Annotated in this window: 21 protein-coding genes and 1 pseudogene; 9 read left to right on the top strand and 13 right to left on the bottom strand. The window is 42.3% G+C overall.

Annotated elements, in window-relative coordinates:
* Positions 1-10 precede the first annotated feature (10 nt).
* The 12 genes and pseudogenes from V7K97_RS03050 to V7K97_RS03105 form a co-directional block, all read right to left on the bottom strand.
* Positions 11-1,990 (bottom strand): ATP-binding cassette domain-containing protein, encoded by a 1,980-nt coding sequence (locus V7K97_RS03050; protein WP_334799228.1) that lies wholly within the window; start codon positions 1,988-1,990, stop codon positions 11-13.
* A 52-nt stretch (positions 1,991-2,042) separates the two neighbouring features.
* Complete coding sequence (locus V7K97_RS03055) at positions 2,043-3,398, bottom strand: HlyD family secretion protein (protein ID WP_334799229.1); 1,356 nt, start codon at positions 3,396-3,398, stop codon at positions 2,043-2,045.
* 101 nt (positions 3,399-3,499) lie between these two features.
* A complete protein-coding gene (locus V7K97_RS03060) occupies positions 3,500-3,676 on the bottom strand; it encodes a hypothetical protein (protein WP_334776479.1) in 177 nt (58 codons plus the stop codon).
* A gap of 58 nt (positions 3,677-3,734) precedes the next feature.
* Positions 3,735-6,143, bottom strand: coding sequence for a phosphoketolase family protein (locus V7K97_RS03065; RefSeq protein WP_442936915.1), 2,409 nt, complete (start codon positions 6,141-6,143; stop codon positions 3,735-3,737).
* Positions 6,144-6,165: 22 nt separating this feature from the next.
* Positions 6,166-6,690: a universal stress protein gene (locus tag V7K97_RS03070; protein WP_334799230.1), complete on the bottom strand. Its 525-nt coding sequence runs from the start codon at positions 6,688-6,690 to the stop codon at positions 6,166-6,168.
* A 31-nt stretch (positions 6,691-6,721) separates the two neighbouring features.
* Complete coding sequence (locus V7K97_RS03075; RefSeq protein WP_334799231.1) at positions 6,722-7,285, bottom strand: DUF3611 family protein; 564 nt, start codon at positions 7,283-7,285, stop codon at positions 6,722-6,724.
* Positions 7,286-7,399: 114 nt separating this feature from the next.
* Positions 7,400-7,954, bottom strand: a complete 555-nt coding sequence (locus V7K97_RS03080; protein WP_334799232.1) for an HdeD family acid-resistance protein — start codon at positions 7,952-7,954, stop codon at positions 7,400-7,402.
* A gap of 847 nt (positions 7,955-8,801) precedes the next feature.
* Entirely contained in the window at positions 8,802-10,442 is a 1,641-nt protein-coding gene (locus V7K97_RS03085) for an alpha/beta hydrolase (RefSeq protein WP_334799233.1), read from the bottom strand.
* Positions 10,443-10,465: 23 nt separating this feature from the next.
* Positions 10,466-10,672, bottom strand: a complete 207-nt coding sequence (locus tag V7K97_RS03090) for an alpha/beta fold hydrolase (RefSeq protein WP_334799234.1) — start codon at positions 10,670-10,672, stop codon at positions 10,466-10,468.
* Positions 10,673-10,844: 172 nt separating this feature from the next.
* Positions 10,845-12,029, bottom strand: a pseudogene (locus tag V7K97_RS03095) (cation:proton antiporter); the annotation flags it as partial.
* 420 nt (positions 12,030-12,449) lie between these two features.
* On the bottom strand, positions 12,450-12,656 hold the full coding sequence (locus V7K97_RS03100) for a hypothetical protein (protein WP_334799235.1): 207 nt from the start codon (positions 12,654-12,656) through the stop codon (positions 12,450-12,452).
* A 25-nt stretch (positions 12,657-12,681) separates the two neighbouring features.
* Positions 12,682-13,758, bottom strand: a complete 1,077-nt coding sequence (locus V7K97_RS03105) for an AI-2E family transporter (protein ID WP_334799236.1) — start codon at positions 13,756-13,758, stop codon at positions 12,682-12,684.
* Positions 13,759-14,312: 554 nt separating this feature from the next.
* Between V7K97_RS03105 and rppA the strand changes: the two genes are divergently transcribed.
* The 9 genes from rppA to V7K97_RS03150 all read left to right on the top strand — a co-directional run bounded on the left by rppA (position 14,313) and on the right by V7K97_RS03150 (position 24,380).
* Complete coding sequence (rppA, locus tag V7K97_RS03110; RefSeq protein ID WP_334799237.1) at positions 14,313-15,047, top strand: two-component system response regulator RppA; 735 nt, start codon at positions 14,313-14,315, stop codon at positions 15,045-15,047.
* A 45-nt stretch (positions 15,048-15,092) separates the two neighbouring features.
* Positions 15,093-16,427 carry a two-component system sensor histidine kinase RppB gene (gene rppB, locus V7K97_RS03115; protein WP_334799238.1) on the top strand — a complete coding sequence of 445 codons (1,335 nt, stop codon included), beginning with the start codon at positions 15,093-15,095 and terminating at the stop codon, positions 16,425-16,427.
* A gap of 112 nt (positions 16,428-16,539) precedes the next feature.
* Positions 16,540-17,550, top strand: a complete 1,011-nt coding sequence (locus V7K97_RS03120; RefSeq protein WP_334799239.1) for a DUF389 domain-containing protein — start codon at positions 16,540-16,542, stop codon at positions 17,548-17,550.
* Positions 17,551-17,827: 277 nt separating this feature from the next.
* On the top strand, positions 17,828-18,829 hold the full coding sequence (locus V7K97_RS03125; RefSeq protein ID WP_334799240.1) for a mechanosensitive ion channel family protein: 1,002 nt from the start codon (positions 17,828-17,830) through the stop codon (positions 18,827-18,829).
* A gap of 72 nt (positions 18,830-18,901) precedes the next feature.
* Complete coding sequence (locus V7K97_RS03130) at positions 18,902-19,921, top strand: pentapeptide repeat-containing protein (protein ID WP_334799241.1); 1,020 nt, start codon at positions 18,902-18,904, stop codon at positions 19,919-19,921.
* Between the two features lie 13 nt (positions 19,922-19,934).
* Entirely contained in the window at positions 19,935-21,506 is a 1,572-nt protein-coding gene (locus tag V7K97_RS03135) for a Na+/H+ antiporter (protein WP_334799242.1), read from the top strand.
* 335 nt (positions 21,507-21,841) lie between these two features.
* Positions 21,842-21,964, top strand: coding sequence for a hypothetical protein (locus tag V7K97_RS03140; RefSeq protein ID WP_334799243.1), 123 nt, complete (start codon positions 21,842-21,844; stop codon positions 21,962-21,964).
* Between the two features lie 41 nt (positions 21,965-22,005).
* Entirely contained in the window at positions 22,006-22,683 is a 678-nt protein-coding gene (gene msrA / locus V7K97_RS03145; RefSeq protein ID WP_334799244.1) for a peptide-methionine (S)-S-oxide reductase MsrA, read from the top strand.
* A gap of 389 nt (positions 22,684-23,072) precedes the next feature.
* The gene (locus tag V7K97_RS03150) at positions 23,073-24,380 is read left to right on the top strand and encodes a glutamate-5-semialdehyde dehydrogenase (protein WP_334799245.1); all 1,308 of its coding nucleotides are present in this window, start codon (positions 23,073-23,075) and stop codon (positions 24,378-24,380) included.
* Between the two features lie 237 nt (positions 24,381-24,617).
* Here the strand turns inward: V7K97_RS03150 and V7K97_RS03155 are convergent, their stop codons facing one another.
* Entirely contained in the window at positions 24,618-26,033 is a 1,416-nt protein-coding gene (locus tag V7K97_RS03155) for an isochorismate synthase (protein WP_334799246.1), read from the bottom strand.
* Between the last annotated feature and the right edge of the window lie 172 nt (positions 26,034-26,205).

Here is a 26,205-nt window from a genome sequence, read left to right on the forward strand (position 1 = left end):
AGTATTTCTCCTAATCGACTGAAATCTCAAGCCCGCGCTGCCGTGCTTGCTCCACGACGCTGATAAACACGTCTTCTAGCGAAAATGCAATTTCACGGTGACTGTGAATGGTGATCCCAAGCTCCTTCAGCCATTGTTCGATTTGCGGCACCTGACTACTGGGGTCATTGAGAATAGTGTGCAACCGGGAACCGAAAATGGAGACGCGCCAGCGATCGAACTTCTGTTTGAGCAGATCAGATGCCTGCTGCAACGGTTCGCACTCCCACTCAATCAGCCGTCCCGGTTGGTCATCTTTGACTTGTCGCGGTGTCCCCTGAGCGACGAGTTCTCCAGCCACCATGAAGCCCAGGCGGTGACACTGTTCAGCTTCTTCCAGATAGTGGGTAGTTACCAAAATTGCCATTCCTTCCCGCGCAAACTGATTGATCCAACGCCAAAACTGTCGTCGTGCCAGTGGATCAACACCCGACGTTGGCTCATCCAAAAAGACAATTTTGGGTTCGTGCATCACCGATGCGCCAAAGGCAACTCGCTGCTTCCAGCCGCCAGGTAAGTCACCCGTCATGCGATCGCCTTGTCCCACCAGGTCGCTCATCTGCAACACCCAATTTTTCTTGGCGCGGCGGTGTTTACGTGGCACTGCATAAACACCGCAGTAAAATTCCAGATTTTGGTTGATCGTCAGGTCATCGTAAAGCGTGAACTTTTGAGACATATAACCAAGTTTTTGGCGCACCTGTTCACTCCGCAGTTCACCTGTTTCACCTGCCAGCATGACCTTGCCAGAACTGGCTGTTAGCAAACCGCACAGCATTTTTATGGCGGTGGTTTTACCCGCTCCATTTGCGCCCAACAGCCCAAACACCTCCCCATATTGGATGTCTAAATTGATGTCTTTAACCGCATTGAAATTACCGAATACTTTATTGAGATGTTGAGCGCCGATCGCCGTCCCTAGCGATCGCTGTTGCCGAAAAATATGCGGATATTCACCTGCTGCTATGTCCCCTTTGAGGTCGCGCAGACGCAAGACGAAGGCGTTTTCTAAGGTCGGTGTATCGGTTACAACATTCTTTACCTGGATCTGATGCCGCTCCAGAACGCCCTGGAGGTCAGTGGTTGTTTGCTGGGGTTGGGCGGTGAGGACATCCAGGTGATCGCCAAAGCGCTGCACATCAGCAATCGATTCTTGCAGATCCGCATCGTGCTTGAGCTTATCCTCTGCGTCGTCCAACTGGTCAACGGGTAGATACACTTCCAACCTCTGCATACCCAGGCTGGCTTTCACTCTGGCTGGTGTATCACATTGCTGAATTTTTCCCTCATACATAAAGGCGATGCGGGAACAGCGCTCGGCTTCATCCAGGTAGGGTGTAGCAACCACGGTTGTGAGTCCTTCCGTGCTGGCAAGCTGCGCCAAAATATCCCAAAACTCCCGCCGCGAAATGGGATCAACGCCTGTCGTTGGTTCATCTAGCAGCACAATGCGGGGATTGTGAATGAGAGTGCAGCACAATCCCAGCTTTTGCTTCATCCCGCCAGAGAGCTTCCCCGCTAGCCGTTCTTTGAAGCGTGCCAGATCCAACAAGCCGAGGAAATGTTCACTGCGGCTTTTGAAGTCGCGATCGCTCACCTCCCGCAAACCTGCCGCATATTGCAGGTTTTCCGCAACGCTCATGTCCAGGTACAGGCTAAAGCGTTGCGTCTGGTAGCCCATCTGCAACCGCGCCTCCCTGGGATGCAACCCCATCACTTCCACAATGCCGCTGGTTTGCGGCATCACTCCAGAGAGAATCTGAAAGGTCGTCGTCTTTCCAGCGCCATCGGGACCAATCAACCCAAAGATTTCGCCAGGATAAATGTCTAAATTGATGCCAGCAACAGCATCCTGGGCTTGCTTACTATAATGATGCCGCAAATCACGCAGGGAAATGATCGGCGCATTCGTTCGCTGGGATGGAGTCGTTGCCTGAAGAGCCTGTGTCATTTGAATTGTTAATTCCCTTTTCCCGACAAGTATTGGAACTAGAGGAGGACGGTTAGAGGAAGCCAAGAAAATTGGGCAAAAGAACCGACACACGCTTTTGGGACGCTGCGGGAATGAGGATGCGTCCATCAGAGGGCATTCCCTGTTTTGCTAAACCCTGGGCATCTTTGAGGGTGAGTTCTACGCCAAAGACCTGCAACACCCGGTCTTTTTGGAAATAGATGTTTTCAGGCGTAAAGCTGGCTTTGGGATCGATACGAGTGACAGTTGCTTCCAGAGGGCGATCAGGAGCCGAATCAAGATACACCAGCGATCGCTGACCCAGCTTGACACTGCCAATCTGCCCTTCTGCCACAAAGCCGCGCAGATACAGCTTGTCCTGGTTTACCAGCGTCAGCAGTGGTGCCCCGGCAGCAATCACCTCACCCGGTTCCGCATCCCGCGTGATCACGTTGCCCACCATCGGACTTTTAATCACCAGATAATTCAAATTCGCCTGGGTTTGCGCCTGTGTTGCCTTAGCATCTAGCAGCGCTTGCTCATAGACACTGATCTGAGTTTGCGCCTGGGCAATTTGTTTCTCAATCTGCACTGCTGCCGCTGCTTTAATTGGTGTATTGCTTAACGTCGCTTGTGCTTGCGTCAGGGTTCCTACTGCCGCTCGCATGGTCTGACGGGCAGCTTCAACTTTGGCTTGGGCAGTGGCGGCAGCATTCTTATACTGATCGGCTAAATCAGCCGAGACAGCACCCTCACTATACAAGGCTACATACCGTTTTTGTTGACTTTGTGCCAGCTTCAGATTCGCCAGTGCTGCCGCCAGATCAGCGCGATTGGAGGCAAGGGCGTTCACTGCCTGCGTCACTTTACCCTGGCTATCCTGTTGTGCCTGGTGGGTCGTCACGTTTGCCTGCTGCAATTGAGCTTGCAGGATCGGCAACTGCTGCCGATAGCTCACTAAAACTTCTTTTGCCTGACTCACGCGAGCAATAGTACCTTGCAACTGTGCCTGTAAGTCCGAGTCATCCAGACGCACCAAAACCTGACCAGGCTTCACGTCATCCCCTTCCCTCACCGCCACATTAGCAACTTTGCCGCCTGTTTTGGCGGCGATGTCGGTTTCGTAGCCTTCAATCCGCCCACTGAGAAACAGTCCCTCTGGCTCGGTATGGTAGAAAAACAGGTGGTAAACCCCGTATCCTACGCCAGCGAGAATGGCGATTGCCAGGATAATACCTAAAGCTTTAGGCACCTTTTGCCAGGGTTTCTGGGGTGGGGGCTGAGGCTCAGAAGGCAGGACTTCTTGCACCTCGGCAGGTTTTTCTTTTTCAATGACAGTGCTACCAGTTGTCTGGGTAGAACCACTTTGAGAATTATTTTGAGAATCATCAACCTGTCTGGATGTCATAGTGACTCCATTGTTGTGCCAGTGGCTATCAGATCATGTGAACTCATGTGATCTCTCAGTGGCGCGCAGGGCGCTCGTCGCTGGAAATAATGCCTTTTTACTCACCGCTCTACCTCGGCGAATGTTCCATCGGAATACAGCTCATAGCGCTTGCCATCCAAAACTGCGATCAACGGAAAATCACTCTCCTGCTGCTTCTCCAAAGACTGCCAGCGCCGCTTTTCCCAATCCAGTGTGAACGGAGTGTTCCGACCTTTAACTTCAATCTGGGTGGTCATGTTCGATCTCCTTGAAAAATTCCCAAAATGTAGAAACAGCACACGAAAGCACGTGCCTTCATTTGGGGTGGCTCCACTTCCAATTGCGGATTTCCGGCAAGTCTTCGCCGTGCTTGTCGATGTAATGCTTATGTTCGATCAACTTATCCTGCATCATCTGCTTGAGATAGTCTCCCTTACTACCCAAATGCAGCAGACGATCCACCACGTCTTGCACCAGATGAAAGCGATCCAGGTCATTTTGCACCCTCATGTCAAAAGCCGTTGTGATCGTGCCCTCTTCCTTGTACCCCCGGACGTGGAGATTGCGATTGGTACGGCGGTAGGTCAGCCGATGCACCAGCCAGGGGTATCCATGAAAGCCAAAGATGATATGCTTGTCTTTGGTGAAGAGTGAATCATAATCTGCTTCACTCAGTCCGTGCGGATGTTCGCTCTCGGACTGCAACTTCATCAGATCGACAACATTAATTACCCGAATTTTCAGATCCGGCAGATGTTCTCGCAGGATGGAAACGGCAGCCAAAATCTCTAACGTCGGCGTATCTCCACAGCAAGCCATCACCACATCCGGCTCGGTATCCTGGTCGTTGCTAGCCCATTGCCAGATGCCAATGCCTTCAGTGCAATGCACGATCGCCGCTTCCATACTCAGCCATTGCGGGAGGGCGTGTTTGCCAGCAACTACCACATTCACGTAGTGTCGGCTGCGTAAACAGTGATCGAAGACCGACAGCAGACAGTTCGCGTCGGGTGGCAGGTACACACGCACAATATCGGCTTTCTTGTTGATTACGTGGTCGAGGAAACCGGGGTCTTGGTGCGTGAAGCCGTTATGATCCTGCTGCCAGACGTGGGAGGCGAGCAGATAGTTCAGCGATGCAATCTTCCGTCGCCAGGGCAGTTCCGATGTTACCTTTAGCCACTTGGCGTGCTGGCTGAACATCGAATCAACGATACGAATAAACGCCTCATAGCTGTTGAATAGCCCGTGCCGCCCAGTTAGCAGATAGCCTTCCAACCAACCCTGGCACTGGTGTTCACTGAGCATCGAGTCCAATACTTGTCCGGCGGGCGCGAGGAATTCATCATTTTTTTCTTCCCGTGCTTCCCACTGACGGTTAGTAACTTCAAACACCGCGCCCAAAAGATTCGAGAGTGTCTCATCGGGTCCGAAGATGCGGAAATTGCGCTGATTCAGCTTGACTACATCACGCAGGAATTGGCCCAGTACGAGGGTATCTTGACCGTCAACAGCACCAGGCGAAGGCACCTGCACTGCATGGTCGCGGAAGTCCGGCATTTGCAGGTCGTGCAGTAGTATGCCGCCGTTGGCGTGGGGGTTCGCACCCATGCGGCGATCGCCCTTCGGGGCTAGTTCAGCCAATTCCGGCAGGAGGCATCCGTTTTCATCGAACAGTTCTTCTGCCTTGTAGCTTTTCATCCAACTTTCCAACTGTTGGACATGATCGGGATGCTCGGAGTTCACCAGTAGCGGCACCTGGTGCGATCGCGATGTGCCTTCGATTTGCAGACCATCCACGACTTTTGGCCCCGTCCAGCCCTTGGGCGATTTCAGGACGATCACCGGCCAGCGTGGGCGAGTCATATCGTTCTTGTTGCGCGCATTACTTTGGATTTGCCGAATGTCTGCGATCGCCTTGTCCAGGGTGGTGGCCATAAGTTCATGCATCTTTTCCGGCTCGTCACCTTCCACAAAGTAAGGTGTCCAGCCGCAACCTCTAAGAAATTGCTCTAACTCCTCATGCTCGATGCGAGCTAAGACGGTTGGGTTGTTGATTTTGTAGCCATTCAGGTGCAGGATTGGCAGCACGGCACCGTCGGTAATTGGGTTGAGTAACTTGTTAGATTGCCATGCGGTCGCTAAGGGGCCTGTCTCGGCTTCCCCGTCGCCGATGACGCAGGCGACAATCAGTGAGGGATTGTCGAAGGCAGCCCCGAAAGCATGACTGAGGGAGTACCCCAACTCACCCCCTTCGTGAATTGACCCTGGCGTTGTCGGCGCAACGTGGCTGGAAATCCCACCAGGAAATGAGAATTGCGTGAACAACTTTTTCAACCCAGCTTCGTCCTGAGTGACGTTGGGATAAACTTCGCTCCAGGTACCTTCGAGGTAAACGTTGCCCACAATTGCTGGGCCCCCGTGACCAGGGCCAGCGATGTAGAGCATATCTAGGTCATATTTCTTAATTACCCGATTCAAGTGTACATAGATGAAGTTCTGTCCCGGTGTCGTACCCCAGTGTCCAACCACCAGTGGTTTGACATGGGAGAGTTTCAGAGGCTCTTTCAGCAATGGATTGTCGTAGAGATAAATTTGCCCAACTGACAGATAGTTGGCGGCACGCCAGTAGGCATCTATCTTGTGAAGTAGTTCTGGGGAAAGGGTCTTTGTTTTTATGGTTAATGTCCCAATTTCTAAGCCGATTCCGCCAGTCTGATCAATTACTTTCACGGTTCTTCCCTCTTTATTTATCTTTATCAGGATTTGTATCTTTTATGACTAAAACAGAACAATTCGCACGATCAACCACATGATTGCTGACACTACCGACGAAAAATTCTGCGATCGCTTCCAGTGGGGCGTAGCCCATCGCAAAGTGGTCATGCCGACCCAGTACGATCAGATCGGCATTCCACTCTTGAGCAACACTAGAAATCGTTGCCCCTGGCTCACCAAAATGGTGTTGATATTCAGTTGAAATATTTCGGGCAGTTGCCTGATCACAATATTCTTGTAACCAAGTTTTTGCCTGCTCAATCTCTAGCTGAAGTGTTTCCGCGCGAAATGATGGAGAAAGCCCAGTGTTGATCGGATAGGGTCCAAACATCCCACCTGACTCGAATCCTGGATCGATCCCAGTAAAATCTACGAGGCAATGAAGGATCATCAATTTAGCTTGCTCTTGCTGCGCTAAATTGAGTGCCCGATCAAACACGATGGATGTTAAAGGAGAATGATTAATGGCAACCAGAATGCGTTTAAAGTTCATTGTTTCGAGCCTTCAGGTTCATCTCACTTATCTAATGGTGTTCTACGCGACTTGCAAGCCAAAATGGAATTCCAATTCCCACAAATTGAGCCACAATCATACTGATATTTGCTTGTACGACAAAAATATCAATCGGCTCAATCAGTTGTCCTGTCCGATAGATAGCGGCTCCTGGTGGAACTGATAGTGTTTTGAGAAGCAAGCCGCCAACAATTGTTTCGATACTGACTAACGTCAGCAACATTGCTGCCAAGTTGACTAGAACTCCTAGTTGTAAAACTTGAATTATTTTCTTACGGCTAGGATGTAAAGCTGGTTCCGGGGCTGACAATTGTTGCCCAAGATGAACGTAGCGAAAGAACCAGTAAATGCTTAAGCCTAAAGCCGCAATTCCACCAATCACGGACAGCAACCCGATCCCTGATTTGAGATTGAGGTTGAGAGTCGGATCGAGAATCGCGAACCCTAAAATGAGAAGAGAAACAATGGTTAAAACAAACTGTATCCAAAACCCACTCCACCCCAATGATCGCAGTAAACTAGCAGCTTGCTGCCTCTCTGAAGGATGAGATTTGGATTCTAGGTAGCTAGACATAAGGCATTACTCTCTAAATCTTGGCTTTGAAAAATAGCAGGTGTGTCAAACTGTGAGACACACTCGACAAACGCATACCACTTGTCCTGCTGTGTGCGGTGCGGCTCTGAATCTCTACTGTAAAGTGCGTCGCTGTCCTGAATGCAGAGTCAGCATCCAAACTCCATCAAACAAGAGATTGATTCCAATGAAAGTGCCAATCAGCCAAATTGCGCTAAACGGAAAGTTAGACCAAACGAAAATACCGAAAATAATGCCGATGATTCCGCTCACCAGCATCAATCCCCAGTTAGGTGAAATCCGGCGCATTTGAAATGCAATGGACACTTGAATGATGCCTTGCACAAAAATGGTAATACCCAAGACTAACGTGAAAGCCAGCACCCCTTTTAGCGGATTTGCCACTACTAAAATTCCAGCCAGAAAATATAAAAGACCGAGAATCAGCTTCCCGACAACTTTACCTGCACCTCTCGATTGAAAGGCATAAACGATTTGAGTAATTCCGGCAAAGATGAATATCCAGCCAAATAGTAAGGTTGAAGCAACGCTGGCAAAGAAGGGAAAGGCGATCGCAATGATGCCTAACACGATCATCAGAATAGCGATCGCGGTTGTCCATCCAGAGCTAACAACTTGCTCATCAATTTCAGGTTCAATAGTTCTCATGTTGATCTCCTTTTGAATCAAATCTTAAATGACCGCAGAGTTCTCGAAGAATTTCTTCACTGTTGCACTCGCTCATCACTTTCTGTTGATTAACTCTCGACCTCCGCAAAATTCCTGATTAGTTCCCTAGCTTTTCACTAGAACAGAAAACATCGAATACTTCCTGTATCTTGATAGGTAAATAAGTTCAATTTCATCTACCGCTTTTGAATGGTTTATCAGAATTTGTATAATTTATACATCAACTCAAACATTAAATCTGACTTGTTGATAATTGCTTGTGGCTTCAAACCCTTATTTTGATATTTCCAGACTTAACGGGAAAATTCACGTCGTTTCCTCCGAATTCAAAATTAAGAATCCCCATACTTCAACAAGCTCAGTAACCATAACTAAAGGGAGCATCTCAATGAGTGTAAAAACACACCTGCCCTGGCGAATATAATAGAGCCTACGGCACGCTGACGCGTAGCTTGCTTCTCCGTAGGAGTACGCGGCTATACAGACAAAACCCACCTCCGTGGGTTTCAAATTCCTAAAGTCCGCGCAGGCGGCCTACCCTTCGGGAACGCCAAGGGCGAACGTTTGTGTAGCCGCGATTTCTAATCGCCTGGTATATTTGCCGTATATTTTTCTTTGTTAGTCATACCAAGATCCACTAACCCTCCAACACTCGCTTCGACACCGCAATCAGTTAAAATTTAATTCGACATTTGATATTTTCAAATGAGATAGAAATTAATTTAGATTGCATTTTTTTATTAGTAACCGATTTCTCACCGATATTTCAACTTCTAAAATGTAATATGTTTAGTGTTGATTTCATCAATCTATAGCTTCAAAATCTTTATTTAAACGCTTGTTCTAATTCTTCAGGTGTCAGAGATTTAATTAAACTTAACGGTAGTGGCTGCTGGCTAATTGTATTAACGTAATCTGTACTCAAATAAGGAAGGTAACTCGACTGTTCAGCAATGTATGTTTCAAAAAAGGGAACACTCAAAGCTTTAACATAACGACGTGCCAAAGCAGGACTTGAACCGATTACTTGTGTAGGAAGAGGTACGGTTGCATTTGGTGATTCTGCAATAGTAGAAAAATGTGTACCACCATTGATAAGTACTAAATATTTACTTGGAGTTGTTAACCAAGTAAAAGGCTGAATTTGCTCTGGTAAAGCCGGAGCAACTGTATCAGAACTGCCAGATACAATCATCACCGGAATTTTGATTTGGCTGAGACTAGCTTGACCAAAAATACTACTATCAACTGGATCGATCGCAATTACTGCTTTTACCCTTGCGTCAGATAAGTTATATTTAGCATTTGGTAAATTTAGCGCTAAACATTGAAGTAAAAGCGAAACATTTAACGTATCTTTTAAGGCTGGACAGTCAGCTTTCAGTTGCTCAAAATTAATCTTTGCACCCGCCAATGCTAATGCCGTATATCCACCAAATGATTGCCCTATTACACCAACTTTTTCTAAATCTAAACGTCCCTTAAATGTTGAATCAGACTGTGATAATCTAGTGAGTTCATCTAGTAAAAATTTAATATCTAAAGGTCTATCAATTAGTTCTCTAGGATTAGTAACTCTATCGGCTGTACCTGCTAATAATGCTTGCAGTTGTTTTGCATCACTACCAGGATGTTCTGGAACAGCAACCACAAAACCATATGATGCGAGATGTTCAGCTAGATATGCAAAACTCGTTCTATCAGAACCAAGTCCGTGTGAAATGACAATTATCGGACGAGGAGTTTGAGCAGTTGGGAGGTAAATATCAGCAGGAAATCTCCTCTGACGCGAGAGATCATTAAGTGTAATAGTTTGCTTTGAGAAGCGAAAACTTCCGGTTTTTCCCAAGTCAATTAATGGAACAGTCTTAAGTGTAGAAGCTGTAGTTACCTTTTTTTGAGATTCTTGGTTAATAAGTGCTACTGCATTTTGAGTTTGATTTACTAAATTCTGTAATGACTCTGCTATTGCCAAACTCTGGTCTAAGTTAATTGAAATTGCGCTTGCTGGAAACTTACGTAATACATTTAAAAGTGTAAAACTTTTTTGATCTGCGGCTGACAAAATCAGTGCTGCACGAATTGCATAGAACCCTGATAAGTGAGATTCTGTCTGAATAACTTTCCCCAATTTTTCTAATAATCGCTCACCAATGGGTGTATAAAGAAATTGCGAAACTTCTACTTGATTTAAAGGAATAGGAGTTAGTAAAACCTGACGCAGTTGAGCTAGTTGTTTTTTGTCTACATAATGACTATATCCAGCTAAATCATTGTCTACTTTGCCTGTTTTAGCATAGGTTTCGAGCGAACTAATTGGGATAGAGCTTTCTAAAAGACCATAATTAAATTTTAGGCGCTCTGCACCTAAAGCAGAATGAGTAGTTAGTGCAGGTAGCAATCCTATACTAAAAATTCTCAAAGCCAATTTTAGCCAAACAGTTTTTTTATTTATCAAATGAGTCATGGTATATCAGTTAAAATAGTACACTATGCAACAGTAAAATTAGCGGATAATAAAAGTTGATAGAGATTAACATCCCTTTCAACTAAGCAAGCATGACCGCTATGAGGTAAAGTTATTATCTGATGATTAGGGAAAATATTACTTAAATATTGTGCTTCTACTTCTGAAGGTAAAAGTCGGTCATTTCTACTACCAATTAGTAAGACAGGTTGAGTAATTTGAGATGGCATAAATAAACTAATTTACGAGAACAAGAGTGATAATTTCGATAAGTTAGTAAAAAATTTTTAGCTACGACTCAATTAACTCAGAAGCAAAGCTGTTTTTATCTACATCTTTTTGGCTATTGACATCATCATTAGTTCCTTGCAAAGAATCTTGATCTATTTGATCTATTAAACGTAAATCAAGCAGACTGGCGACCCAACCAGCCGTCAATCCTTGGAAAAAAACTGTCATCATTATTGTCAAAAATACTAAGGCTTTAATTGAATCACCGCCATTGATACCCTGTTTTGTAAGTGAAACTGCAAATAAAGAAGCCAAAGAAGCAGCTACAATTCCACGAGGAGCAACCCAAGATAAAAATAACTGCTGTTGCCAGTTAAAACCTTGATTCCAGGTAGATATTAAAATATTAATAGGACGCACTATTAGCATCAGCACTAGAACTGTCAGAACACTACCCCAACCTAAAGCGAAAACACTGGCAATTGATAAGTCTGCTGCTAACAGAATGAACAAAACCGAATTAGCTAAAATGCTCAACTGTTGATTAAATCGACGCAATAAAGGCTCCGAAGGCAGGTTATTAGCTCTTAAAACTATCCCCATAACTACAGCAACCACCAAACCAGATTCACTACGTAACACCTGTGCCAAACTAAATAAACCCCAGACACTAGCTAAAACGACTAGATTTTTTAACTCTTGGGATAAGAATTGATCCTGTTTGATAATTTGGGATAGTAACCAACCTCCAGCTATACCAATAACTACGCCTATACCCAAACGCAAAACTAGACCCTTAATTAAAATGAGTGGCTCCAAATTTCCACTCAAAACAAAGTGAAGCACAATCACAGCCAAAATCGCACCAATTGGATCGATAAAAACACCCTCTCCTTCTAAAAGTGTTGAGACTTTTTTTTCCACACCAATTTGTTTGAGGAGTGGATTAATTACTGTTGGGCCTGTCACAACCACTAAGGAGGCATAAAGAAAAGCAATTGACCAGGGAAATTCACTCAGCCAGTGTGCAGCCATTCCAGCACCAGTTAAGGTAATCAGCACTCCCAAAGTGACAAGATTACGAAGACTACTAGAAACCTCTTTTAACTCTCCTAACTGTAGATTTAAACCACCCTCGAATAAAATCAGCGCCACTGATAGGGAAACCACAACTTCTAAACCAATGCCCAGTAAAGATGGATTTAAAAAATCAAACCCATCTCGTCCCAGAAGAATCCCAAACAGAAGTAGCAAGACTATACTAGGAATGTGAAAATAACCAGCTAGAACTTGAGCAGCAATACCAGCCACAACTGTTGCACTGATCAGAATAGTAATGGGCAATGATTCTTCCATAGAAAAATTAAGTTGCGCTGTACAACCTCCTAGAACTGAATACTCCTAAATTATGAGGTTTATATTTCAGGAAAAAATGATAGCTGGTGAGTTTAGTTACTACAAACTACGACAAAGTTCTCATGCAATAGGGTAGGAAAAGCTCTATCCAAATTAAACTTTTTTATAGATAAATTCAGTAACTAAATAAAATATGCAATCAGAAACTATGATATCGAGATTGCTATAGTTTTTTATCGTCCTCTAGAAGGATATAAATTGTGGATAGCAATGTCAAGTGAGTAAACTGAAAGCAATAACTAGCTTTTTAACAGGATGATGCTTCAAGCGATGGGCTTCTCTGCGTTACCTGTGTGTCATTCATATATAGAGGCTTCTCTACGACACGCTACACGTAGTTTGCTTCACCAAAGGAGTATATTAACGCACGTCCTGGAAGTCTTCAATTTGACAACGGGATTGGTGACTTATACCGTCGTTGTCAGTCCAGACGTGCCAGTATTCAATTGTTGGTTTGGGTGATGAGTTATTCTGCATAATAATGGCTCTTTTTGATCCGAAATGTATTGAAAGGCGATCGCTATTTAATACCTTCGCCAATTTACGAAGCTTAGGAATAGTGTTCACCTGAGTGAATATGATAGTTGTTTATTTAGTCGTTCGATTTAACATCTATTCTACCTTCAATTCCTACTGACTCTATCAGCTTTTCTTCAGGCGTAAACTCATCAATAAGCGTAATGATCACTGCTGCTGCAGGCACTGCAAGCAGCACACCAATAAATCCAAATAGCTTACCCATTACCAAAAATGTCATAATCACCATTACTGGATGGATATTAACTTGCTGACTCATCACTAAAGGTTGAACAATATGGGCATCTATTTGATTCATTACAAAGAAAAGTATCAATACAAATATTAGTTTTAGCGGTGAAATACTCAATGCTACTAATGCTGGTAAAAAAGCGCCAATAATCGAACCAAAGTAAGGAATTATTTCAAATAATCCTGTAATAATCCCAAATGTTAGGGCTGACGGAATCCCCAAAATCAAAAGTCCAAACGTTACTCCAGCACCCAGAAATATCATCGCTATTCCTGTACCAAAAATCCAGCCTCGCAATCTTATTTCACAAGCCTTAAGGATTCGTTTAAACCTCTGTTGATGTTGCCTTGGTACTAATCTTAAAATCCCTTTCACTAAGGAATTAGGATCGTAAGCCATGTAAAGCGCTAAAATTAACGTCGCTACCAACTCAACGGTTAAACTTAAAGCTTCACCTAAGAAAACTGGTACTCCCCTTAGCAACTGCTCGGTCAAATTCCGTAATTGTATTAGTGCTAGCGAAATGTCAGGAATAAAAGTGAATTTTTGGCGCAGTCGCTCAACATCTCCTGTCAACGTATTGAGATAAGTTGGTAATGTTTTGATTAATTTTTGAGATTCAAATGTCACATTAGGTAGGACTACAGTAGCTAATACCACCACAAATCCGATGATTAATCCAATCAGTAGCAAAACAGCAATATCCTGTGATTTGACTAACTTTTGCAAAAATCGTAATAGAGTTCGCAAAATTAAAGCGATCAATGCTGCAATAACTAAAAGTTCTAATACTGGTAAAAGTTGATATAAAATGTAGAGTGCCGCAGCTACTATTACTGCCAATGGCGCACCACGAGTTAACTGCGACCATCCATTGTCTGTATCTCTGGAATTCGACATTACTATCACTTCTTATTATGTTTTGATTTTTCAAATTTAGTGCTTGGGGTGGCGCAGAAGTTTTCTCTTTAAAAGTAGCTGTGAGCCTGATTATCGCAAGCCTAGTTTTATTTACTTTAGCCTATAATGACCAGATAAGTTTAATTTTTTTATTTTATGCCTTAAAAATTCCCTTCCAGATTTGCGAGATTATTTCACTATTGTGACAACTATGTTATTGATAGTTGTCACATCGTTTATAAAATAGCTATACCAGTCCTACATCATTCGTGAAAATCTCTATTTATTACCTCTCCGTGTTCTCTACATCTCTGTGGTTCGATTAAAAAACTATTTTTCAAAACTGATTTATGATTGCTATATAAAGTTTGCTTCCTACTATTAAGATAATAAGTATTGATAACTGAACAAGCAGAAAAACTTTATTTTTGTATAAATCAAAAACTATGCAGGCATCAATATTTATTTCTTTCTTAAGTAGAATAAAAATTTCATAATTATTTCACTTTTTCGTGAAAGCGTAATTAAAGAAGGCTTTTAGCACTGGGTTGACTATGCGGCTGATATTAGTTGAGGATGAAGCAGATTTAGGTGCAGCAATCAAACAAGTCCTGAGCCATGAGGCGTATATAGTTGACTGGTTTCTAGATGGTACTCAGGCATGGCAATATTTAGAAACTGGCTGGACTGAGTACACACTTGCGATTTTTGATTGGATGCTGCCTGGAGTTTCGGGGATAGAGTTGTGTAAATGGTTGCGATCGCGTCAATTAACTCTACCTGTATTAATGCTAACGGCTAAAGACCGAATGGAGGAAAAGATTATTGGTCTAGATAGCGGTGCAGATGATTATTTGGTTAAACCCTTTGATATGGCAGAACTGCTGGCAAGATTGCGGGCATTACAACGGCGATCCTCTTACGTAGGAGCAACGCTGACACCTCAAGTCCAACCCCGACGCTTACAAGTAGGTTGTTTGACACTCAATTACAGCACTCATCAACTTACTCGTCAGTATGGTCACGGAGAAAATCAAGTATTATCTTTAACTGTCAAGGAATTTCAATTGCTGGAATATTTCATGAGACATCCTAACCAAATTGTCAGCCGCGACCAAATTATTAATCAGCTTTGGGAAATTGGTGCAGAACCAGTTAGCAATGTCGTAGCAGCACAAATTCGCTTATTGAGACGCAAATTAGGAGAAGAAGAGAACGAATCTTTGATTGAAACTGTTTATGGTGTGGGCTATCGTCTCAATATTCCAGCTGCGGAAATAGGCAGATGATTTCTGCTAACTCGACAGCGACACTTTCAGCAAGGTTATAGAAATATGGAACGCAACCCCATTTTCCACCAGACTCGGTTGCGGCTGGCAGCTTGGTATACCCTCGTCATGGGCGGTATTTTAGGGCTATCTAGTTTGGGGGTTTATAGTGTGGTTGCCCATGCCTACTATGAAACCATAGACCAGGGATTGCAATCAGTCGCAAACGCACTCCATAAAAGCATTGAACCGGCTTGGCAACAACCCGGACAATTACAACGCCTGAATCAAGAATTTTATTTAGAATTATGTGTGGCTCAGACAAATTGTTTGCCTAAAACAACAGCTATTAAAAAATCAATCACAGAGGCGGCGAATCCAGTTAATTACTATATACGCTTATTGGATCGCTCAGGAAAACTTTTTGCTAGTGGAGGTATGGAATTTGACAAATTACCTATTACCTCAGAATTACAGTATTGGCAAATCTTAACAGATTCCTCTGGCACTCGATACCGCGAAATCACTTTACCTTTGTATACTCAAAAACAGATTTCGGGTTATCTACAAGTGGCGCGTAGTATCACCGATTTAGACCAACATCTGGCTTATTTAAGATTAGCTTTGGTGTTGGGATTACCAATTTCCATGATTTTCGTTGGGTTGTCTAGTTGGTGGTTGGCAGGAAGGGCAATGCAACCTGTATATCTTTCCTACCAACAAATGCAACAATTTACTGCTGATGCTGCCCATGAGTTTCGCACACCTTTAGCAGCAATGTACTCTACTATTGAAGCTGCTATTAAGTTACAGCAAGAACCAAAATCCAATGGGGGAATTTTAGATGTACTCAAACGCCAAAATCGGCGACTATCACAACTAGTTGGAGATTTATTGCTATTAACGAGGATAGACCAAAAACAACTAACAGGAGAATATCAGTCTTGCTGTTTGAATGATTTAATTAGCGACTTAATTGAGGAATTAGCATTTTTGGCAGTAGAAACTAAAGTCAATCTCTCTAAACAAGTGCAAATCTCAGAAAAACTGTATGTGATGGGAAATGAAGAACAGCTTTATCGCTTAATTTCTAACTTAATTGCTAATGCAATTCAAGCCACATCTAGCGGTGGAAAAGTCACGGTTTTTTTGGAAAAAAGTGAGCTTTACGCCATGATTAAAATTCAAGATACGGGAATTGGTATTGCTGTTGAACATCAACAGCGAATTTTTGATCGCTTCTACCGAGTAGATCGCGACCGCTCTCGTACCTCTGGCGGTTCGGGTTTGGGATTAGCCATCGCAATTGCGATCGCCAGAGCGCATAAAGGCAATATTCACGTTCAAAGTCAACCTGGGCTAGGTAGTATATTTACAGTTCGACTTCCTCTTTCATCGTGATTTCTGGAAATAAATGTTGCTATCTAGTGCATTATTTATCTTGATAACGATATTCTATGCTAAAGCTTTTGTTTAAAATCCAGAATCTAAAACCATTTGATTTGGAGGAGTTTTGATAAATAATATTCGTAATCGCTTTAGGGGTTTTAAGCGCAAAAGGGTTGAACCATCACAACTAAAACAGTTGGTAGATGAATTGTTGTCAGAGTCTAGTCTCGACGCAACATATTTGATTTTGATTATTGGCTCATGTGCGATCGCTACATTTGGTCTACTTGCCAATAGCACTGCTGTAATTATCGGCGCAATGATTATCGCACCTTTAATGTTGCCAATTCGAGGTTTAGCCTTTGGTGCATTAATTGGAAATATCAACCTATTTCGTAAAGGCGTAATAGCAGTATTCTTAGGCACATTATTAGCACTTGTAATTTCTTGCAGTATCGGTTGGATCGTTAATCTACCTAGTTTCGGCAGTGAAGTGCTATCTCGCTCCAAACCTAACCTGCTTGATTTGGGTATTGCAGTCGCAGCAGGTTGTATTAGTGGCTACGCTAAGGTTAATTCAAAAATCTCTGCTAGTGTGGCAGGGACAGCAATAGCTGTTGCCCTTATGCCCCCAATTTGCGTCATCGGTTTAGGTCTAGCAAAATTTAACTTGTCACTCAGCTTAGGAGCGACTTTGCTCTACCTAACGAACCTTTTGGGTATTAGCCTTGCTTGTATGCTGACATTTTTATTCACCGGCTATTCTCCTGTCGATCGCGCCCAAAAAGCACTGCTATGGGCATTGGGGTTAACAGGTGCTTTATTAATACCTTTAACTGTGAGCTTTACCCAATTAGTTAGACAAGCAGAACTCGAAACCCATTTGAGAAAGGCACTCCTGAACCGAACTGTCACATTTGGGCGTTTGGAACTACTGAAAACTGATACTAATTGGCTGAGTAATCCGCCTCAAGTTCGCTTGAGCGTTAGCGCACAAGAACCTGTAACATCAAAGCAAGTAAGTCTTTTAGAAGCGTTTCTTGAAAAAGAAACTGGGCAACGTTTTTCCCTAATTTTTGAAGTTAGTCAGGTGAAAGAAGTCAGAGGAGAATCTGATATTTCTCCTCACAAATAAAATATCTAAAATCCTATTATCTCACGCGATATGCAACTTTCTTTCAAACCTAACCCCAACCCCTTCCCTACTAGCGTTGGGGAGCAAGAATCAAAGCCTCTCAGGAGTGGGGGAGAGGAATGGAAGTGGGGTTCTAAGAAGTTGCATATCGCGTTATCTCGCCCTAAAATAAATTTTTCATCCTATTTATAGATAGGAAAAACTAACTAAAGGTGGAGTTAGATATCAGGATATAAAAATATCCTTATTAAGGTTGACTAGTTAAGCAAGTAAGATCATGAATGCAGATATATCCGCACTCTGGGACAGAGTTCAGGGAATGATTAAAGGATTCATTGTCCTACTGCCGAATATGGTGCTGGCATTGATTGTATTTGCAATCTTCTTCGCGGTGGCTAGAGCGATTAAGAGAGTAGTTAAACGATTAACTCGCGATCGCCACCAAGCTCGGAATCTAGGACTAGTACTGGGACGCTTGGCGCAAGGTACAATACTATTAATCGGGCTATTTGTGGCTTTGTCGATTGTAATACCGACATTCCGAGCCGGAGATTTGATACAACTACTGGGGATTAGTGGTGTAGCCATCGGCTTTGCCTTTCGTGACATCCTACAAAACTTCTTGGCTGGGATTCTGATCCTCTTGACAGAGCCGTTCCAAATCAATGACCAAATAGTTTTTCAAGGCTTTGAGGGAACTGTAGAAAATATTGAGACACGAGCGACAACAATTAGAACTTACGATGGTCGTCGCATTGTCATTCCTAACTCAGAATTGTTCACTAATTCGGTAACTGTAAACACTGCCTTTGAAAGTCGCCGACTAGAGTATGATGTCGGTATTGGTTACGGTGATGATATAGACCGAGCCAAGAAGTTAATGCTTGAAGCATTGCATAGTGTGCCGGAAATACTGAAAGATCCTGCACCTGATGTGCTGCTCATGGAACTTGCCGAAAGTACCGTTAATATCCGCATTCGTTGGTGGATCAACCCGTCACGACGTGCAGATGACCTCGCCTCAAGGGACAAGGTGCTTTCTACAATTAAGAAAACCTTAGTTGAAAACGGCATCGATTTACCCTTTCCCACACAGCAAATTTTATTCCATAACCAGACAGAAGAGATAGATGGCGATCGCTCCCGTCAGCGTGAAGGTTGGCCATCTGGTAAAAGTGAAGTACCAAAACCCCGCAACATTGGTGATTCACTCAGGTTACTGGCTCAAATGCAGACACAAAGAGATGATAATGGTAAGGTAGATTCTCCACAAGCGTAGTCCTTGCACCGACTGCATTAAGTCGGATTAGTTGGGTACAAGTTTCTTTACACAACTTTGAGAGGTTCATCAATGAGTAATAATACTAATACCAATACCAATACCAATAAACTTGTAATTCTGGCTGTTGTAATCATTCTAGTAATTATAGGATCTTACCGCTTCTCCTGGTCAGGATTTGGGGAAAGTACTACTATCAATTCATCGACTACTACGGAAAAGCAACCCGAGAACGAGGGAGTTGAGAAGATAACTAAGAAGACAACTACCGATAAGCTTGAATCTGCAAAAACGCTTTGGGACTGGATAGGGTTATTAATCCCCCCAGTCATGGTAGCTTCTTTGGGTTGGTTTTTTAAGGACTTACAGGACAAAGCTGCTACTGCTCAACAACATGAAGTAACTTTACAGGATTACTTGAAAATTTTGTCAGAATTTACTGTCGATAAAAAATTAATGAAAATACTTGAACCCAAAGCAGCAGATGTTCCTAATATTGATCCTGAAGCAGCAGATGTTCCTAATATTGATCCTGAAGCAGCAATATCTATCATTACAGCAAAAACATTATCCCTATTACGTTTGTTTAAAGATGACATTGACCGTCAAGCAAGTGTTTTATCCTTCCTTGGTGATATCGGCCTTTTAAAACACTTGAAAAATTTAGACTTATCAGGGCTTAATTTTACAGAAGCCGATCTCAGTAAAGTCAATTTAAAAGAAGCCAATCTCGAAGGAATTATCCTCAAGAAAGCAAAACTCCATTGTGCAGACTTCACGAAGTCCACCCTCACGAAAGCGGACTTCACGAAGGCCGACCTCACGGAAGCGAAATTTACAGAATCTATCCTTACGGAAGCGAAATTTACAGAATCTATCCTCACGGAAGCGGACTTCAGGGGAGCTAGATTTCAGGATAGAGATTTTAAGGACGAGGACCTCATTTTGGCAGGAGGCTTCAATAAAGAGAAGTTAACAGAATATAATATTAAATTTGGAAAGATTGTTAAGTGGAAAACCAATATCCTTGAGGAAGTTGAGAAGATTATTTATGATTTTACCGTGACGATTGATCCTAAATATTCTATTTAACTGGAATCCCCTAATGGTCTTAGATTCTACCACGAGTGAAGTCGTAATTGCAGAACAACTCAAGCAATTTCTACTAGTACTATCTGTCTCATTGGGTGTAGCAACACTACCACAAATTTTTAGTTGGTTGCGCCGTATTCCTTATACACTCTTACTAGTCATAGTGGGATTAGGATTAGCATTCGTTAATGTGCGATTGATTAATCTCTCTCCTCAATTGATTCTGATGATTTTCTTACCGCCACTGCTGTTTGAAGCTGCTTGGAATTTGAAATGGTCAGACTTAAAGCGGGATTTGTTCCCTATTTGTCTGTATGCAGTAGTAGGGGTAATAATTTCTATTGCTGGAGTAGCACTCGGTCTTCATCAATTCGCTGGACTTGAACTTAGCATTGCTCTATTAGTTGGAGCTAGTCTATCAGCAACCGATCCGGTTTCGGTAACGGCTCTATTTCGGGAACTAGGAGCAAGCAAACGTCTAAGAACGCTGATGGAAGGAGAAAGTTTATTTAATGATGGTATGGCGGTTGTGGCTTTTGGCTTATTAGTTGCTCTGCCATTAGGTAATGCCAAACTTGATTTACAGTCTGCTTTATTAGAATTTTTTCAAGTAGTAGGCATTGGTATCAGCGTTGGCGGATTAATTGGGTTTGGTATTTCCTATCTAACCCAACGTTTCGACTTACCATTAGTAGAACAATCTCTTACCCTAGTTTCTGCCTACAGCACTTACCTAATTACAGAATATTTGGGTGGTTCTGGAGTGATTGGAGTTGTCACCACAGCTTTAATTTTAGGCAACTTTGGCTCGCGCATCGGCATGAATCCGCGCACACGGATTATTGTTACTGAATTTTGGGAATTTCTAGCTTTTTTTGTAAATTCGATTGTTTTTCTCTTAATTGGCGATCAAATTCGCTTTGCTGTCTTAGGAGATAACCTGAAAACTATTGCCGTGACGATCGCAGCGATGATTGTGGCACGGGCAGTATCTATTTATGCTTTAAGTAGTCTCAGCAACTGGTTAGCTAAATCCCAAATTCCTTTATCTGAACAAACTGTCTTGACGTGGGGTGGGCTACGCGGCTCTGTCTCCATCGCCCTGGCCTTGAGTGTACCAGCCATACTCCCCCAAAGAGAAGAAATTATTGCCACTGTATTTGGAGTAGTTTTATTTACCCTGTTAGTACAAGGCTTAACCATCCAACCATTGTTAGAGAAACTCCAACTTTTAGGTTCGCAACCGCTAAGTCAAAAATACACCGAAGCAATTGCCCGTCAAGTTGCTCTCCAAAGGGTGCTGGAATATTTAGAAACAGCGCAAAAGCGTCCCGGCATTCAGCCAGAGTTTTATGACTACCAGAAGACGCTACTTTCAGGAGAAATTACCTTTTTGCAAGAAGAAATTGACAAGTTACTTGATGAATACCCAAATTTGCAAGAATTTTCAACCGAAGAACTGCGAAGGGAACTACTGGCAATTGAAGCTGATACTTATGCTGAGTTTGTCCGCGCAGGTAAGTTAAATAAAGAACTGTCACCTTTTTTACAAACAAACTATGACAGAGCAGATGGGAGGGAATAAGTGTATGCCTTTATAGACTCAAGTTTATTCCGCAACATGGTCGAATTCCTAAAGAAGAAAAACTCAGGCGTGTACTTGAAAATTTACTAACTGGCAATAATAGTTTCGAGGCGAAAACGCTTAAATGCTCTAGCTGCTTCAGGAATTAGCTCAATGTACCAATACCCATTCGTTTCATCAAAATTAATATAAATTTTTCCTGAGTTTATCCTAGATTTTTATTTATCAATTCACCTAGCAAATTTTAATCAAAATATCAGCCCCATCTTTCATAAAAACGTGATACTCAATATAGCAAATTAATTAAAATCAAGTGCAGATATGCAGAGGGTGAGATGATGACAACTCCAACCCAAGAAGAAATCAGATTAGCAGAAGCCCAAAATCAGATAGCCCATTGGCGCAGATGGGGACCTTATTTAAGCGATCGCTATCTAAATGACAAAATAGCCGAATAAACTCGGTTCTTCATCTATTAAATAAAGGAGTTCACAACCTCATGTCAATTCATAAGTTTACTCTCTCCCGCCAGTTATTACGCAACTTGTCCATCTTTTCGCTGACTGTTGTACTCCTATACAGTGCATCTCGTGTGATACTTCCTGCTCCCGCCACTGATATCTCGAATGCTGCACCGAAGGGAAAGCAAGTAGCGGTTTTCGCTGGTGGGTGCTACTGGGGAATGTCAGCAGTTTTTGAGCATCTCAAAGGTGTTTCTGATGTCGTTTCTGGCTTTTCTGGAGGCGATGCAAAAACCGCAGACTACGCAATTGTCAGTACTGGATTAACCAATCACGCTGAATCAGTGAAAATCACCTACGATCCATCAAAAATATCATATAATCAGCTTCTGAAGGTCTACTTTTTGGTAGCGCATGACCCAACAGAGTTAAATCGACAAGGCCCCGACTCAGGTAAGCAATATCGTTCGGCGATCTTTTTTGCTAACGATGAGCAGAAACAGGCTGCACAAAAATATATCGATCAACTCAGCAAATCGCGAATCTTCGACAAGCCGATTGTGACGGAATTAGATCCTTTGAAAGGTTTTTATCAGGCTGCGGCATACCATCAGAATTATATAGTGCATCATCCGAGCGATCCCTATGTGGTAGTGAATGACTTGCCGAAGCTGGCTAAACTTCAAGCAAAGTTCCCTGATATGTATAGCAAGTAAGGGGATTTACAACATTTGACTTTTAATAGATCCAACGTTTGTCACCGCAATTTCGTAAAAATTTAAAATAATAGCGGTATAAATTATTTACTTAAGTAAAAGACTAGAGAAACATACATTAGTGTGTCTCTCTAGCCTGGGGAACGCATAAATCATCTTTAAGATTTTCAAATAAAACCTGTAATAATACGTACAATATTTTGTCTGCTATAAACTTACTACCTCTTTGCCTGTTTGGGATAATCACAGAATAAATGTTTTAAACCAAGTCTTACCTCACCCAATCAGAGTAATTATTGATTACCCAGATGGTTCACCCGATTGGAGGAAGACAAATGATAAACATAACCTCAGATTGATAAGATTAGGAAAAGGTAAAGATTTGTACTATGACTATTCTTAACATTGCTTCTCCCCTAATTGCGATCGCAGCACAAACCCGCCAAGCTGCAAGTAAGCTAGCTATTCTCTCCACTGAGTCCAAAAATCAAGCACTTGCTGCGATCGCTCAAGCTTTAGAATCAGCTCAGGATGAAATTTTACAAGCAAATGTTGCTGATTGTGAAGCTGCTACTGCCGAAGGAATTCCCAAACCACTTTATAAGCGCTTGCAGTTGGATGAACATAAATTAAGAGATGCGATCGCTGGGGTACGAGATGTTGGTAAGCTAGCTGATCCTATTGGTAAAATACAAATTCACCGTGAAATTGACACTGGTTTAATTCTCAAGCGAATCACTTGTCCTTTAGGCGTTTTGGGGATTATTTTTGAAGCCCGTCCAGAGGCGGCGATTCAAATTGTTTCTTTAGCTATCAAATCAGGAAATGGTGTAATCCTCAAATGTGGAAAGGAAGCGGTGCGTTCTTGCGAAGCAATAGTTAAGGCAATTAAACAAGGATTATCTCATACTGCTGTTAACCCTGATGCAGTACAGTTACTCACAACTAGAGAAGAAACTCTGGAACTTTTGAAGTTAGATAAATATGTGGATTTAATTATTCCTAGAGGTTCTAATTCATTTGTTAGATTTGTTCAGGAAAATACACGCATTCCGGTACTAGGACACGCCGATGGAATTTGTCATATCTATATAGATAAAGCTGCTGATATTTCTAAAGCAGTTCCGATTACAGTCGATGCTAAAGCCCAATATCCTGCTGTTTGTAATGCGATTGAAACTTTGCTAGTTCACCAGTCGATTGCTACAGAATTTTTACCAAAAGTTGCCGAGGCTTTGCAAGAACGCCATGTAGAATTAAGAGGTGATAAACGCACCTTAGGAATCTTGCCTAATATTACAACTGCAACAGAAATAGATTGGGAAACAGAATATAGCGATTTTATTTTGTCGATAAAGATTGTAGACTCTATAGAAGATGCGATCGCTCATATTAACGAATACGGTTCTCGTCATACTGACGCGATTATTACTGAAGATTCAACATCTGTTGAAACTTTCTTTGGACTTATTAATTCAGCCAATATATTCCACAACTGTTCTACCAGATTTGCTGATGGTTTCCGCTATGGTTTCGGTGCAGAAGTAGGGATTAGTACACAAAAAATGCCTCCCCGCGGCCCCGTTGGTTTAGAAGGATTAGTCACATACAAATATCAAATGACTGGTGATGGTCATATTGTAGCTACTTACACCGGAGAGAATGCTAAGGCTTTTACTCATCAGGATTTAGTGTAAAACATTCTCAAAATTATATGCTCTAGTAATGCTAGAAATACACCGGATAAATCGGTGTATTTTTTATATTAATAGTTTTTCTGAGTTGTCAAAAGTTTGAATTTATCCATGCCATCGATATTACGGTTTGAACTATCTTAGGACTTACGCAAACAATAGCTAAAACCCCGATTTTTAGGTAGGGACAATTCATGAATTGCCCCTACAGCGTGTAGTTTTGCATAAGTCCCATATCTGTTAAACTAATGCTTTCAACAAAGCCTGAAGTTTAAGTTGTACCTCTGCAAATTCTTTGTCAGGATCAGAGCCAGCGACTATACCAGCACCAGCATACAATCTCGCGCGATCGCCATCAATTAATGCTGAACGAATTCCTACAATAAACTCGCAGTTTCCCTCAGAATCTATCCAACCTAGAGGCGCAGCATATAAACCTCTCTCAAAGCTTTCGTAACGACGAATTTCGGCACAAGCAACATCTCGTGCTGCCCCAGCAACGGCTGGTGTAGGATGCAATTGTCCGACAATCTTTAAGGGGTGGATGTTAGCAGGAACCACAGCACTTATTGGGGTCCATAAATGCTGGATGTTAGATAATTGTCGCAGTCGGGGTGCTAATATTTGGGGTAACAAACCTAGCTGAGATAAACGTTGAGTGATAAAATCAAGTACTAGTGAATGTTCGTGCTTTTCTTTTTCGCTATTGAGTAAGCGATTGGCATTAGCTGCATCTTCAGCAGGGGTTTTACCTCGTGGTGCAGAACCAGCCAAAGCATCTGTGATTAACTGTTGATTATTAATACTAATTAATCGTTCTGGACTGGCACCAATAAAGTTTTGTCCTTTGCCATTACTTGTAGAAAAAATATAACAATTAGGATGTATTTGCCTAAGATTATTTAATGATTTAACTAAGTCAAAGTGTTTTTTTGACTTGACATCTAATATATCTGCTAACACAATCTTACTTAAATGACTAGACCGAATTTTTTCCAAAGCAGACACTACTGAACGTTTAAATTGAGCAGCATTCGTGGCGGATTTTTTGTATAATTTTGCTGGGAAACAATCAAGACTAGCAGAGTAATATTCTAAAGATTGGATAAATTCAATTTTATTTTGCAGATTCTCCAATAATGTTTGAATATTGACATTTGCATTGATAATTATATTTGTTACTAATACACAACGTTGATTTTTTACAGCTACTTGCCAATGTGGAAGAAAGATGGTAGCAGATGGAAAGGGATAATCTATTTGGGCATTTTTATCAAAAAAGCTGAAATAACAAAAAAAGTGAGGCCCAGAAAAAGGTTGGTTAGCGTTACCAAAATTAATTATATTTGTTAGACAAGATTTGATAAAATGTTCTGCTTGGCTAAAACGGTCTGCGCCATCAATCTGTAATTTTGCTACAGAATCAATTGCCGCGATCGCTTCTCCTTTACCTTTGTCCTCAAAGTAAAAATTTATTTCATTTGCTTGTGTAAGTTGATCCAATACAAGTAAAGGGTCAACTAAATCAATCTCTTGGGAGATACTGACAATTTGCTTGCAATTATTTTTGAGACACTTTTGTTGCACTGCTACCAGAAATTGATATAAATCTTTGTGCTGTACAAATAAGTTACTACGACATGGTGAAACTGTCATGGATCTAAACGATAGTAAATTTTTTTTAAGTTAACTTCCTAAAGTGTAATTAATCGTGGTCGTATTTCTACAGGTAACATATTAAGTTGTCATTTCACCAGCGTAGGATTTGCCTTGTTTGTGGTGTTCTTAGACCCTCACAAGCCAGTTCCAGCCTTGGGCTGCAACATGA

It is taken from the genome of Nostoc sp. (assembly GCF_036917815.1).
Classification (GTDB): Bacteria; Cyanobacteriota; Cyanobacteriia; order Cyanobacteriales; family Nostocaceae; genus Nostoc.